This window comes from Sphingobacterium sp. UBA5670 (assembly GCF_002420705.1).
In the GTDB taxonomy this organism is placed as follows: domain Bacteria; phylum Bacteroidota; class Bacteroidia; order Sphingobacteriales; family Sphingobacteriaceae; genus Sphingobacterium.
Genome location: NZ_DIIM01000016.1, coordinates 291,566 through 307,003, shown reverse-complemented (window position 1 = coordinate 307,003; position 15,438 = coordinate 291,566). Strand labels below are relative to the sequence as shown.

Annotated in this window: 5 protein-coding genes; 1 reads left to right on the top strand and 4 read right to left on the bottom strand. The window is 40.2% G+C overall.

Features of this window, described 5'->3' with window-relative positions; all coding sequences use genetic code 11:
• Window positions 1-689 precede the first annotated feature (689 nt).
• Window positions 690-4,751, top strand: coding sequence for a two-component regulator propeller domain-containing protein (locus tag B3C94_RS14170; protein WP_293904748.1), 4,062 nt, complete (start codon window positions 690-692; stop codon window positions 4,749-4,751).
• 82 nt (window positions 4,752-4,833) lie between these two features.
• Here the strand turns inward: B3C94_RS14170 and B3C94_RS14165 are convergent, their stop codons facing one another.
• From B3C94_RS14165 to B3C94_RS14150, 4 genes are all read right to left on the bottom strand, one after another.
• Window positions 4,834-8,016 carry a glycoside hydrolase family 2 TIM barrel-domain containing protein gene (locus B3C94_RS14165; RefSeq protein ID WP_293904746.1) on the bottom strand — a complete coding sequence of 1,061 codons (3,183 nt, stop codon included), beginning with the start codon at window positions 8,014-8,016 and terminating at the stop codon, window positions 4,834-4,836.
• 26 nt (window positions 8,017-8,042) lie between these two features.
• Window positions 8,043-9,800 carry a family 43 glycosylhydrolase gene (locus B3C94_RS14160; RefSeq protein WP_293904744.1) on the bottom strand — a complete coding sequence of 586 codons (1,758 nt, stop codon included), beginning with the start codon at window positions 9,798-9,800 and terminating at the stop codon, window positions 8,043-8,045.
• Window positions 9,801-9,956: 156 nt separating this feature from the next.
• Window positions 9,957-11,954, bottom strand: coding sequence for a RagB/SusD family nutrient uptake outer membrane protein (locus tag B3C94_RS14155; RefSeq protein WP_293904742.1), 1,998 nt, complete (start codon window positions 11,952-11,954; stop codon window positions 9,957-9,959).
• A gap of 11 nt (window positions 11,955-11,965) precedes the next feature.
• Window positions 11,966-15,166 (bottom strand): SusC/RagA family TonB-linked outer membrane protein, encoded by a 3,201-nt coding sequence (locus tag B3C94_RS14150; RefSeq protein WP_293904740.1) that lies wholly within the window; start codon window positions 15,164-15,166, stop codon window positions 11,966-11,968.
• Between the last annotated feature and the right edge of the window lie 272 nt (window positions 15,167-15,438).

Below are 15,438 nucleotides of genomic sequence, written 5' to 3'. Positions count from 1 at the left end.
TAGTAGGCAATTATGATAGTTCAAGATATTATGGAGACCAACAATATGTGGAGGTCCTATTGTATTCCATTCTGTACATACTGACAAACCGCCCCCTGGCGAAGATGAATAACTAAGGAGTTTTCATTTTTTACTTAACTATAAATTGATCAACCAATTAGATATTTCCATATTTTGGGCACGAACATTCTCCGTCCGCAAGCGAACAATATTGTTACAAGAATTCGCCTATCGTATTACAGTAAGCTGGTGGATACTTGCCGGCGCAGGAGTCATCGCTCTGCTAATCGCCATTCTCACACTATGTACAAGAGCAATAGCTGCCGCTCGAGCTAATCCTGTCAAAAGTTTAAAAGTGGAATAGACTTAAAGTGCTGGCATTGCTCGCTGTTTCCCATAAAACAATGAAGGACAATTAAAAAAGTAAGATATTAACCCTTAAGTCTTAAAATCGGGCTGTGGCATGAATAAGGTGGGTATAAAGCAGGATATTAATTGTAAAGCAAGTCTCTTTAAATAAACGTACAATATACATTTATATTAAAAAACAATCGTATCTTTATTTCTATAAATCTTTAGATTGACTGTTACCTTCACAAAAAGTCGTTTTTAAGATAATAACCTATGATGGATGAGGAATCGATAACTTTATCTGATATCGGAAATACTATATAAATATAGCTACTAACATGCCTAGTTTCACCAGACTCCTATATTCTCGTCAGGCCTTTTTCCTGGGATTGATTCTTATTTTTGTCCACAATAGTCTGCTAACTTTTGCACAATTCCGCAAGGATATAAACAAAGGTTTGTCCAACAGCTCTGTGAAATCTATCTTTCAGGATAGTCAGGGCTTTATGTGGTTTGGTACCTTCGACGGATTAAACAGATTCGACGGTTATAACATAAAAACATATAGAAATCAGTTAAATAACGACAACAGCATTCCGCATAATTATATCTATTGTATAGCAGAAGACCACAACAAAAAATTATGGATAGGAACTGGGCAAGGTATTGGAATTTACGACCGAAATTTTGACACCTTCTCCCGCTTAGATTACATAGATCAAAAATCAAAAAAAACATACCACCTCAATGCAGATACGAAATCTATTCAAATAGATATCGATAATAATATTTATATAGGTACAAACGGCTGGGGGCTATTTTACAAAAGCAATAAAGAAGCATACGCCAGACAGATCTCTTTTAAAGATTATAAATCTAACCTTTCCACCTTATACTACCATGTATCCGCTACGCATATCGATGCAACAGGCCAGTTATGGGTTTTTATAGAGGGTAGTGGGCTTTATACCTTCAATAAAAAAACATTACAGCTCTATCTTGTATCAAAAGCAATGACAAGCGCAACAAGTATGGTCAGCACAAATAACGGTGATCTTTTTATCAGCAACTATCAGGGGTTATATGTTTGGAAGATTAAAGACCGCCTACTTTCATCCTTACATCAACAGGTGCTTAAATCAAGCCAGATCAATAAACTGACGCTGGAAGGACAACATAAACTTTGGTTAGCTACACAAAACAATGGTGTTTTTATCATTAACCTTTCTGATGGAAAAGTGGAAAATAATAGAGATATCCAGGCCGTTCAGTCTTCACTAAACAGCAATATCATTTATGCAGTCTACATTGACTACCAACGTAAGATATGGATCGGTACCGGAAAGAGTGGTGTAGAAACTATTGATTACAATGGCTATAAATTCAACTATTTACAACAGAAACGTTATGGGGGATTTAATTTGCATCAAAAATTTATACGTTCTTTCGGAGAATATGACGGCAAGATCTGGATAGGTACCGAAGGAAATGGTCTCTATATATGGGATGCTAAGACCAGTCAGGTTCAATCTTTTCAAAAACAACCACAGCAATTACCAGACAATACTGTCAACAATATATTGACTGGAAATAATAATGATCTGTGGATAGCTACCGAAGGGGGTATCGCACGATACACCAAGGAATCAGGTTTTAAATACTATGCTTGCAGTAGCTCTAGTGGATATCTAAACAACAGTGTACAAGTACTTTTTAAGGATCAGGATAAAAAAATCTGGGCAGCGACATTTTCCGAAGGAAGAGTATATACCTATAATTCGACAGTCGACCGATTTGAAGTCTTCAGCGAAGATATCTATGATATCAATTGTATGATTGACGATTCAAAAGGTAATATCTGGATGGGGAATTACAATGAAATCATACAGGTTAACAAACGGACAAAAAAAAGCGCCAGATATATCATTGGAAAACCTGTTCGTGCCATTCACATTGGAAAAAATAACAACCTCTGGTTGGGAACAGAAGGCAAAGGACTGTTGTCATTTGATATACGTTCAAAAAAAATTGTCGAGAACTACTCCACCAATGAGGGATTGAGCAACAATGCTATACTTAATATTCTCGAAGATAACAAAGGAAGATTGTGGTTAAGTACCTTTAATGGCCTTTCGAAGTTCGATCCCTCCACTAGAAAATTTGTGAGGTACGAAGAGACCGACGGTCTCCAAAGCAACGAGTTTTCCTATGGAGCCGCTTTTAAGCTCAAAGACGGGCATCTTATTTTTGGAGGAAACAATGGCTTTAATATTTTCAACCCAGATAGCATCAACCTGAAAATTTATGAACCGGCTTTAGCGATTACGAACCTGAAAATTAACAATAGAAAGGTTGCTGATTTAACCGAGCTGGTCACGATTGGAAAAGAGAATACCATTCAGAAACTAACTCTTCCCTACAATCAATCAACATTCTCCCTGGAATTTGTAGCCCTCGAGTTTGATTCTCCACAAAAGATAAAATACAGATATCGATTAGAAGGTTTAGACAAAGTATGGAATGATGCTGGGGCTACCCGATCAATAAACTATAATGGCCTCCATGAGGGAAACTATATCCTACACGTTCAATCTACCAACTCCGAGGGCAATTGGACAAATAAACAGATCAAACTAGAAGTTGAGATTCTTCCACCTTGGTATAGAAGCTGGTGGGCCTATTTGTTCTATATCTCCGCTATTGCCTATCTTGGACTATGGTATCTACGCTATCGGAAAAAGCAAATCGCACTAAATTACGAGATACAGCTTTCAAAATTTACGATTCAAAAAGAAAGAGAGCTTAATGAGAAAAGGCATGCATTTTTCACAAATATATCACATGAATTTAGAACTCCGCTCACTTTAATTATTAATCCGATTAAAGATATTTTAAAGGCCAATAAGGAAGCAGAAGACAGATCTTCCCTTCAGGTGGTCCATAGAAATGCCAAAAGACTATTGAGTTTGGTGGATCAACTACTCGTATTCCGAAAAACCGAAGACGGTGCTGAACATCTCAAAACTAGCATTTTTGATATTCAAGGCTTTATCAAGGAAATATTTTTATATTTTTCTGCACAGGCAAAATTGCAAAAGATAGACTACCAGTTCTACCAAAATACAGATCCGATCTTTGTTAATGCCGATAAAGAAAAAATTGAAATCATCTTATGCAATCTCATATCAAACGCTTTTAAATTTACACCCACAAATGGAGCTATCCATATTTCCCTATCGCAACAAGGGAAAGAAATAATCATCCAGATCAAGGATTCGGGAAAAGGTATTCCCAATCATCTTGGAGATAGGATATTTGACAAATATTTTTCCGACCCACTTAATGGTCCAAAAAAACAAACAGGATTCGGTATTGGTATGTACCTTGCTAAAACTTTTGTTGAAATGCACGCTGGAACAATACGTTATAGCAGTTCAGCAATCGCGGGAACAACATTCGACCTCGCTTTGCCTATTTTGGCGCAACAAACCCTAGCTGAAGAACCATTGGCCGATCTCAATCACAGCGGCGAATCGGGGATTCAAATACTATACGATTCACAAATATTGGAGCCAACTATTCCCCAATTCCCAACCTCCATATCCAGCAAACAATTCAGTATTTTATTAGTTGACGACGACGACGCCATACGAAGCTATCTTGCCGACATTTTTAAGGTAGAATATACGGTTTATAGTGCCCACGATGGTGCTCAAGCACTTGATATGATCCAAGAAAAACAGCCCGACCTGGTGATAAGTGATATTATAATGGAAGAAATGGATGGACTGTCACTTTGCAAAGCGATAAAGTCCAATGCTTTGCTGAATCATATCCAAGTGATCCTACTCACTTCAAGCACCTCTGATAGCACCAAATTGGCCGGAATACAATATGGTGCCGATGACTATATTCATAAACCTTTTGATTCTGAAATACTGCTGCTCCGCGTCAGAACATTACTACAGAACAAAAAGAACTTACAGGATTTCTTCTTTAATGCGATCACTTTGCAGTCCAACGAACTAAAGATTTCAATTACAGATAAACTATTGATAGAACGGTGCATAGAACTTATTGAAGAAAATCTACTGGAAGAACTGACTGTAATAAGCCTTGCCGAAAAGGCAGGAATGAGCCATTCAACGCTCTATAAAAAAATTAAATCGATTTCAGGAAAATCGATCAATGAATTCATCAGGTCGGTACGGCTCAAAAAAGCAGCAGAAATGCTGATATTGACAGACTCAAAAATTAATGAAGTTGCCAACTTAACAGGATTTTATGACCAGCGTTACTTTAGACAGCAGTTCAGCAAATTATTTGGACATACGCCATCCGAATATGTCAAAAAGTACCGAAAAGCATTTCAGAATGAATTCCATGTCGATCGTCCATAGTTGGAATTACAGGAATTGTAATGCCTCAAGTCCTTCCGCCAAAATAATAGAAATAAAAGCAATAACTGCTAGGAGCTTCTGATTATTCGATAGGTTTTATAACAAATGAAAATGAATAATCTTTATAGGGCAGCGTATATTCCTTAATCGGCCATGCTCCCCAGCTGTTTATACCGCCAACCCCCATTTGCCGGAAGTCGATATTGATCTGTGTTTGCTTTCTTTTGACCAGATCGGCAGCATGACGCTGCCGCCGTTTAGGGCCATCATCCAAATCCCGGTCAAAATAGTGCAGAGCACTCATACTAAATGTGGAATCCGCTGTGAACAGCAAGCCTCGGCCATGTTTATTTTTCAATTCCATCCACCTGACATCGGTCTTATTACCTGTCTCCTGAGGCATCACATAAGGGAAATACTGTTGATCGACCGTTTGCTGATAGAATCCGATATGTGACGAAAAATTACGGTCTATATAGTTCTCCACTGGTCCCCTGCCGTAGTAATTGATTTCATCAAAGCCCGGTGGCGTGATCCATTGCATACCGAAACGAGGCAAGACCGCGACGTTTTTTGAGGTATCGGCTTTGAATACCTGGGAAATGCGCATTTCACCCGATTGATTAATACAATATACCATTTCTAACTGCCCATATACTTGAGGCATTTTATACGTCGCATGTATGTAGGCCAGATTATCGACAAATTCTGATTTAATTTCCAATAGGTCAATTGAATCGGTAACCTGCTTCCAAGATTTGAGCTTTTCAGGTGTATTTGCACCAAAATCATTATCATTTGGTGCCCGCCAGAAATTAGCCTTAAACAAAGATTGTTCATCGATAAAATCCTGTCCCTTGTAGTTATATTTTGTCAGCCACCCTGATTTAAGGTCAAACTCAATCAGTAGCTGCTTTGCAGCGACTATAAGATTTCCTTTTTTTCGTTCCGTATTTATTTTCCCATTCGCTAAAATTGTCGTGTTGGGCTGGAAAACTCCTCCCAGGGACAGTTGCTCAGTTGCAACAATATGTCGTATGGGAAGTAAGGCATCGGCCTTTTTCAACCGATAAGTCAGATTCAAAAATTTTTCTCCCGGCAAATCTGTTTCATAGGGAATAGATATTTTAACTGACTCTTGTGGCAATACTTTCAAATTATTGATCAAACCAGATTGCACATTCTTTCCATCAACAACAAGCTCCCATTGAAGTTCAACATTTTCAAGTCCAGTGAAAAAACGTTCATTGTAAATCTGTACTGTTTTGTCGCTCAAGAGAACGCTATGAATGTCCTGGTAGACTTTCTTCATCTCCCAAGCATGAGGATAAGGTGTTCTATTCGCATAAAAAATTCCCTTGGAAGCATAGTTCCAATCCGTAATAGCCTCTTTAGGTTCATAATCACCGCCATAGGTATAAACCGTATCGCCTTTAGCATTGATCTTAATAAAACATTGATCGACAAAATCCCAGATATATCCGCCTTGAAATATTCCTTTATTTGCCCGAATGATATCCCAATAATCCTTAAAGTTGCCCAGCGAGTTTCCCATAGCATGTGCATACTCACATTGAATAAAAGGACGCTGAGGTTTAGGATTTCGTGCCGCATAATTTTTCATCGCTGATGGACTTGCATACATCGGCACAATAAGATCTGTATTCCAGTCAAACCTTAATTCACCGTAATTGTTTACCGCTCTTTCATATTGTACGGGCCTACTTTGATCCAGCTCTTTCATACGGAGATAAGTCCGATAGAAGTTGTAACCATTCCCCGCTTCATTACCCATACTCCAAATAATGACACTAGGATGATTTCGGTCGCGCTGTATAAGACGTTCGGCACGTGCAACATGTGCCTTTTCCCATGTCGGTCTATTCGCCATCGTATAAGACAGATCATAGCCCATACCATGAGACTCAATATTAGCCTCATCAACAACATAAAGACCATATTGATCACAGAGCTGCAACCAATATTCTGTATTGGGATAATGACTGGTACGTACCGAATTAATATTGAATTTTTTCATTAACTGCACATCACGCAACATCGCTTCCTTCGAAATCACATGTCCAGTTACCGGGTCCGTTTCATGTCTGTTTATTCCCTTAATAAGTATAGCTTTTCCATTAACGAGCAGCTGCCCATCTTTGATCTCAACTCTACGGAAGCCCACACGTTGCGGAATAACCTCAATTATTTTCCCCTTATAATCTTTTAAGGTAACAATTACCTGATATAAATTTGGCCGCTCGGCAGACCATAAAGCAGGTCTATCAATGTGCATCGCCATATTCATTTCCTGCCCTCTCAGTTGTGTAGATTCCCTTGTGATAAGCCTGTCATTTCTATACAGCGCAATCTCTGCAGTGAGATCGCTCTTACTAACTTGATTTAAGATCAGCCTTGTCTTTAAAATCCCTTGATCAAATGAATCGTTGACTGTGGGCGACAATTGAATATCGCTTACATGTATCGGCTCTCTTACCGTCAGATAACAGTCGCGTGTTATCCCGCTTAAACGCCACATATCTTGATCTTCCAAATAATTCGCTACTCCCCAGCGCATCACACGCATGGTAATCAGATTTTTTCCTTTTCTCAAGTACTTTGTCACTTCAAACTCGGAAGGTAGTTTGCTATCTTCTCCGTAGCCGACATACTGACCATTTACCCAAACAGATAAATTCGATTTGGCCGCACCAATATGGAGAATAACAGGTCTTCCATTCCAATTTTCAGGTATGGCCACTTGTCGACGGTAAACAGCTGTCGGATTGAAATTCATCGGGACTACCGGGGGATTTGGTTTTCCGATCAAATAAGTAAATTCAAATCCTGAGGTTGTATACATCGGAAAACCATAGCCATTGAGCTCCCAGTTTGCAGGCACCTGAAAATTGTCCCAGTTTCGATCATCATAAGTCAATGCTTCAAAGTTAGCAGGCAACTCTGAAGGACTATTTGCCCATTTAAATTTCCAAGAACCATTCAAACTCATATAGGCCGAAGATTCGCGCCAATCAATGTTACTGATTTCAGTTGCATTTGGAAAAGTGACAAAATCCGTATGCATGGGAAGCCTATTTTCTTCGGTAATCGTTTCATCCAACCAGGGAATGCCTTTTCGGACGACAGTATCCTGCTGATACTTTTTACTTTCCTCATGTGTTAATGTAACACTGGACTGCGCATGCAGCAATGCGAAGACAAAACTAGACAACAGCAGCAACACAGATTTAGTCACTATTTGCATTTTTTATATTTTTTATGAATAGATAATCAATTCGAAAAAGCATCCAAATCCCATTGATCCTTCCAATTTATCTGTACTTTTCCATTCTCAAGATCAATAGGTAGCCAGATATACCGACTATCCTTAAGATCTTTGGGGTTCCAGCGGTCCGCCATGAAAATAAAAGAATCCTTTTTTCCAGCAATAGGAAGTACATATGTGGACTGGCCTCCAAAGGTTAAAGCCGAATTTGGTCCCTTCATCGGATCCCCAAGAGATTTCCAAGGGCCAAAAAGGTCATCAGCGACATGGATCTCCGCACGATTTGGTGCCCATCCGGTACATCCGCTGGTTATCAGGTAATACTTATCTCTATGTTTGAACAATGCTGGTGCTTCCCTATGATTCCGAAAGAGTAAGGAATCTTTCGCTGTCACATGGAGATAATCATCAGTCAATTGAACCATGCGTAAGGCATAGTTTTCGTCGGATGAATAGATTTGATAGGCCTTACCATCAGTGTCTACAAATAAGCCCATGTCCCTTGACATATTGGTGTTGGGCCTAAAACTATGGACAAATTGAAATGGACCAATAGGAGACTCACTTATGGCGACGGCTGCCCTTGCTGCTGCATACCCCTGTCCTTTCAACTCCAGATGAAACCACATCACATATTTCTTCAGTTGCTCATGGTAGATAACCTTGGGCCGTTCCATGATACAGCCCCAAGCAATATCACTTGTGGAATCCACACTCGGCACCAACGCTAGCCCTTCAAACTTCCACTTATGCAAATCATTGGATGAATAAACATTCACTCCCTGTGACGTCGTTCCGCCTCTTTTTTCACCGTACCAATAATAAGTTCCATTTTGATAGAGCACTCCTCCTCCATGTGCATTGATCACGTCGCCGGATTGGTCCTTCCATAGTTCTCCTGGTTTAAAACTTCCAATCACTTCGGATTTCTTTTTTTGGTAAACCCTTACATAATCAATTTCATATTTTGCAGGAAGTAGGTTGGGATCTATCTTGCCACCATTGATACCGCCGAGTGCCAAATTTAAAAGCAGATAATGGGGTTGGGTAAAAGGATTGAATCCAGTACCATCCCGATTGACCAACTGGTCCATGGAAACGCGGATCATTTCTATATCATCTACATAAAGCGCAACTGCCTCTTCATCCCAAACCATTCGCCAAATGTGGAACTGTTCGGCCCAAGCTTTCCCACCGAGATCTTTGACCGCTTTTGTCTTACCAAACCAATGGGCTTTCCAACGCTGGTCGGTGCCGGTCGCAATATTAGCCAATATGTTACCGCGGTAATACTCCATGATATCAATCTCACCATTGGATGGCCATTCTTTGCTTGTACCTAAGGTCCAGAATGCAGGCCATAGGCCTTCACCTACAGGTATACGCGCCCGGATCTCAAAAATCCCATATTTCCAGCTTTGCTTTCCCAACGTATTGATCGAAGCCGACGTATATTTTATGTTTTTACGGCTGGTAATCCAATCCTTACTACCCTTTAGAAATCCAGGATGATCACGCTGTTCCTTTTTGGCTTCAATAATCAACAATCCATTTCGACAATATGCATTATCCCTCTGATACCATTGTTCCTCGCGGTTACGTTTAAAACCCAGTTCGTAGCTCCATTTATTGGTATCGAGAGCACCAGTATAATTAAATTCATCCGACCAGACTAATTCATATTTCGATGGGATGGGCTGTTGACCGCTTGCAGCAAAATAACTTGACAGCAAACTAAGACAGATAAATAAAAGTTTTTTCATTATTCATTTTAGTTTCTTTGAGCTAATATCTTTTTGATTATCTATAACAAAAATATCCCCCTTTTTTATAGAAATCGAGGGGGATATTGAGTAAAAAAGAGGGATATATTCGTATTTGTGTAATAATGAGATGACACATATCCTATTTAATCTTTCCTAAAGACCAGTTGGAGCAGTTCCACTGACGAGTGACCATCCGGGATTTTGATAAATAACGGAATTTTCTGCCGTTCCATCATCCGAAGCCAACTGAAAATGTTCTGTAGCAATCGGCGAAAGGTAATGTGCCATGGCGAATTTCACGCCTGCATAAGACAATGCATTGCTTCGGATTTCCAACGGTCTGAGGTATTCACTCCTTGCAGGATCTGAAACGACAGACTTATCGTTGGTCGCGCCATAAATTAACTGACCCGATGTATACCAATCTTTCATCGGTCCCCAGAGTTTAAAGCCTTCAAAATGATCCGCTGTTGTTATCAGTTGGTCCATCGCGCGCCAGCGCTTGAGATCCATCCAACGTAAACCTTCTGCCATGAGTTCGCTTCTGCGTTCGCGACGTATATTATACAACGTAGGCGATATAAACTGTCCGGCAGAATAAGCCCCCCAATCTTTCTTCTCCTTATCCATCTGTGTTGCTGCAATGGTCGCATTGAAATCTGGATTGACCTTTGCCCGTGTACGCAAAGAGCGCCAATAGGCTTGTGCCTTCGTATCTAAATTCTGATTCTTTTCATAGCAGGCTTCCATATAATTCAGGTAAGCTTCCGTCGCTCTGAAAGTAATGCTACCGGTAAATCCCTGTCCGTTGAGGGTTTGCAGACCATCGTAAGAAATACCTTTACGAATCGTATAACCTGTTGTGTAACGCCGTTCCCAATCGGTATCGTACACAGTCGGCGTGGGCTCTATAAGTGTATAATGTGTACCTTGACCAATATTGACCAATACATTCTTTTGACCAGGTTCTTTTAAAAATAATTGCAAGCGACCATCACGATTTTTTCGAACATCCGCAATATAATTATCTCCTGCATAGCCACTGCCCGAAGCGTAAATAGGCAGTCCATTAGACATAAGAAAACTTTCTACGAGTCCACGGGTCAATCCGACTGCATAATTTCCGCGCTGTGCATAAACGGGTACATTGTGAGTTACCAGACTTTGATTATATTGGCGCCACAGCAATACCTCACCATAACTGGACATATCCACAGCACCGAACATACTGAAATAAGGATTTTCATTGTTGGCAGATTCTATAATTCCTGTATTATTTTCCAATTGAACATTGTCAGCAACAGCAGAAGCCGATTCCATCGCCTGGGTCAAAAAATAATCGATTTCTCCAGCAATACTTCCTGTCGGAAATGCGTAGTTGCTATTATATGATTTTGCTGCACCCGGCCAGTCTGGTCCTTTCGGAACAAATGCCGTCCCACTAAAATATTTGAGCCAAGTACCTTCATACAAAGCAACCCGTGATTTGAATAGCTGAGCAACATTTTTTGATATCCGCTGTTTTTTACCGTCAGGAGAATTTTGGTTCAGCAATGTGATGGCTGAGTCCAGGTCTGAAAGAATAAAACGTGCAACTTCGTTTCTTGGCGATCGCTTGCTGGCTTCTACTAAAATATTTTTGTCCTTATCCGACATCACATTGCGGATAATCGGAAAATCGCCCAAAGCTTGCAATTTTCCAAAATACACGTAGGCTCTTAAAAAATAAGCTTCACCGATATAATGCGAGATATTACTTGAATTTCCCAAAATGCGATTTTCCTTCCATTTTGGGACAACAGTATTTATAAAATAATTCATTTGATAAATACTTGAAAAATCCCAGTCGCCGCCACTTGACCCAACGCGCCATTGGCCTGGAATAAATTTGTTATCCAGGTTAGGAATGGCCATATTGTCTGTGTTTCCATCAATGCCGAAAGTACCGAATGACCAGTTTCCATGTGAAGGAAATAGCCCCGCATATTGATTTACCGTATAGGCAGCCAATTGTGACTCCTCATCCAGATAAGCTTCGGGTATAATGGACGATGGAGGAGCAATATCCAAGTATTTATTGCAGGAAACTAGACTTATCAGAGCAACAACCCCCAGTTGCATCAATCTAAAAATATTATTGTTGAATTTCATAATTAATCGACTTAAAATGTAACACTTAAACCTGCAGACCAAACCTTAGTCAATGGATAGACAGTTCCATTGCTTCCACCATCGATAGTTTCGGGATCAAACATACCTGCTACGCTAGAACCTGTCCAGATATTTTCTCCTGACACGTATACACGTAAACGCTCCACACAAAAACGTTTGGTTGTCGTTTTTGGTAAAGTATAGCCCAATTGAATATTTTTTATACGGATATAGGCCGCGTTCTGCAAAAATCGTGTCTGTGGCTGTTGGTTTTTGGAGGTACCAAAAACGGGACGAGCATAGTAAGCATCAAGATTTTCACCCAACGGATTGTCTGCCGTACGGAAATAATCAAGATGATCTACTAAGCCCGTGGACCACCACTTTGAAGTCGCTCCCCAAAAATAGTAGCCCCCTTGCCAGTAGTCACGTTTCATGACACCTTGCATGAAAATACTAAAGTCAAAATTTTTGTAATCCGCATTGAGATTCAATCCAAAGGAATAACGCGGTGTACTGTTTCCAATCACACGACGATCTCCTGGGTCAGCCTCGGTGTTGCTTCCACCATCTATTTTTCCATCGCCATTAAGATCCGCATACATGATATCTCCGCCACTCCATTGCGTTCCTAAGGCATTTTGCCCTCCATTAGGCAATGTTGCCAAATGTTGACTCATCTGTTCTTCGGACTGTGCTATTCCTATTGTTTGATAGCCCCATATCTCACCCAATTTTTGACCTTCTCGATAAGTTGACAATGAACCTATTGCATTGGGATATCTTGTTACTGTTGTAGAATAATCTGACAAAAGGAACTTTGCTCCATATGCAAAACCACTCGCTGTACGATCGTTCCAGCCTAAGGTAGCTTCAAACCCTCTTGTTTTTAAATCCGTATTATTGGTTTGGGGAACAGTAGTGCCCAACGTAATTGGCAACTGCGGAGCGGGCCCTACCATATCAAATGTTTTTCGTTCGAAGACCTCAAAAGATCCAGAAAGTCGATTATTTAAAAAGGCAAAATCGACTCCTAAGTTCTTGGTATTGATGGATTCCCAGGTCAACAAAGCACTTACCAGACCTGGAGCCGAAGCCGAATTTGGTCGCGCGTTATTAATCAGCCAAGCACCGTTGGCGGTTCCCGTTGGTTGCGTAACATAGGTCGGATACCAGACATCGGTATTTTGATTTCCCAACTCTCCATAAGAAGCTCTCAGTTTTAACAGGTTGATAAATGGAGCCGACTCTTTAAGGAAGTTTTCCTTGGCGATGTTCCATCCCGCAGAAACGGAAGGAAACCAACCCCAGCGGCTATCGCTGCGGAAACGTGATGAGCCATCATAGCGTAAATTTGCTTCTAGCAGATATTTTTCAGCATAATTGTAATTCAATCGACCAAAGAAACCTGCTGTAGCCCATTTTTGATATTCACCGGACACAGAAGGTACAACAGGTTTTCCATTGATATCTGTTCCGGAGGTCAAGTTCAATACCGGTTGATCTGGGATAATTATCCCATCACGTTGTACACCAAGATTGCGATAAGCTGTATGTTCAATCTGTCCACCGACCATAACCTTGAAATGATGGTCACCCCAGCTCTTATCGTAATCTGAAAAAATATTGATGTTATAGTAGTTTTCTTTTAAACCAAATTCGTACACATTTGACGAGTTTTTATACAGATAGGGATCGCCATTCACGTCATGGTTGTAAAGGCGCTGCGAGTCCCAATGACGGAATTGTGTCGTGGTTCTATAGTTAAAATTACCCGTCGTGCGCCATCCTTTAATTGGTTCTAGTATCAGTTGTAATTGTTGGTAGATATAGTCCTTACTTGATTTGTCCTGGCCCCCTTCTTTCATGGCAAGTGCAGGTGAGGGAGAACTGAATAGGTATCCATTCGGATCATAAAGTGGTAAGGTCGGCCATCCCTGTCTACCCAGATCGTCATAAAAGCTACTAGTTAATGCCGCAGGACGATCGTAGTCTTCACGCACCAATCGCGCGTTGTAATTAACCTGAAAGATCTCAGATACTTTAGAATTGATTTTAGCGGCAACCGAATAACGATCATAATGATCCGTATTAAAGGCCATTAACCCTTGCTGTTTCATTAAATTACCTGAGAGGTAATAGGTTGTTTTTTCAGTCCCTCCATTGAGGCTAAGGTTATGTTCATGGGCAAAAGCCTGATCACGATACATCACATCAAACCAATCGTTATTGTCGTTGCCATAGGCATATCCTTCAGCCCAATACAACTTATTATTAGGATCGACAATGGTCGAATTTTTTAGTGTTCCATTTTGGTAATCCAAGATACGTTGGAGATGCTCAGCTGAGAAATGCGGCGATCCCCCTGCATTGACTTCTGCCTGATTGAAGTATTGAGCAAAGGTATAGGAATCCATCATCTTAGGCATCAATGTGGGAGCATTCATTCGAAAGCTATTGTTATAATTTACCGAGGTACGTCCTGCCTTCCCAGATTTTGTGGTGACCAAAATAACGCCAAAAGCAGCTCTAGAGCCATAAATTGATGCAGCACCCGCATCTTTTAATACAGACACACTTTCGATATCTTGAGGATTTAGTGCGGCCAATGATCCTTCTGAGCCATCAATTAGAATTAATGGCGCCGACGATGAAGTTCCAATTGTACCTGTTCCTCTAATATTGATTGATGGATTAGTTTCCATGGTTCCCGAATTTTGGGAAATATTTAGACCAGGTGCCAATCCTTGTAGTGCTTGAATAGCATTCCTTACAGGCCTATTTTCCAATTGTTTGGCATCCACAACTGCAACAGAACCGGTCAGGTTTGTTTTTTTCTGGGACCCAAAACCAACCACGACCACTTCATCTAAAACATCCCCATCCGAAATATTTAGCTGTACATTAAGTTCATAGTTTCCCTTGCTGGTCTCTTTTAGCTGGTTGAATTCAAAACGCTGCTTGGCATAACCAATAAAGGTAAATTCTAAAGCCGTAACTGTGGTAGCGCTTAGGATATATTTTCCCTGCTTATCTGTTTGCGTTTGTATTGTAGAGCCGATACTTTTAATGGTTACCCCTGCCAATGGCTTGCTATTTTCGGTGACCTGCCCCCGTATAATTATTGACTGTGCATAAGCCTGCTGTAAGCCTAATAGTAAAAAGCAAATACAACATAGCCAGCACTGGTGTAATAATGTTTTCCTTTTCATAAGTAAAAACTGTTTAGTAATTAAATAATATTTTGATGAAGAGTATCATTGCAATATCAGATGGAAATATTGCGTTTCATAGGGAATTCAAGGATCAAATAATCCACATTTCACTGGTAAATTCATCATAATTAAAGTTGGTTATTTAGCTCTTTTGAGCTTTACCGGCTTACTTTTCTCGCACATATTATTTAATGCACTTAACAGAAACTATTATTGTAATCAGGCAAACGCTCTTGGTTATTAAAAACATAGTCAATACAATAAAATGT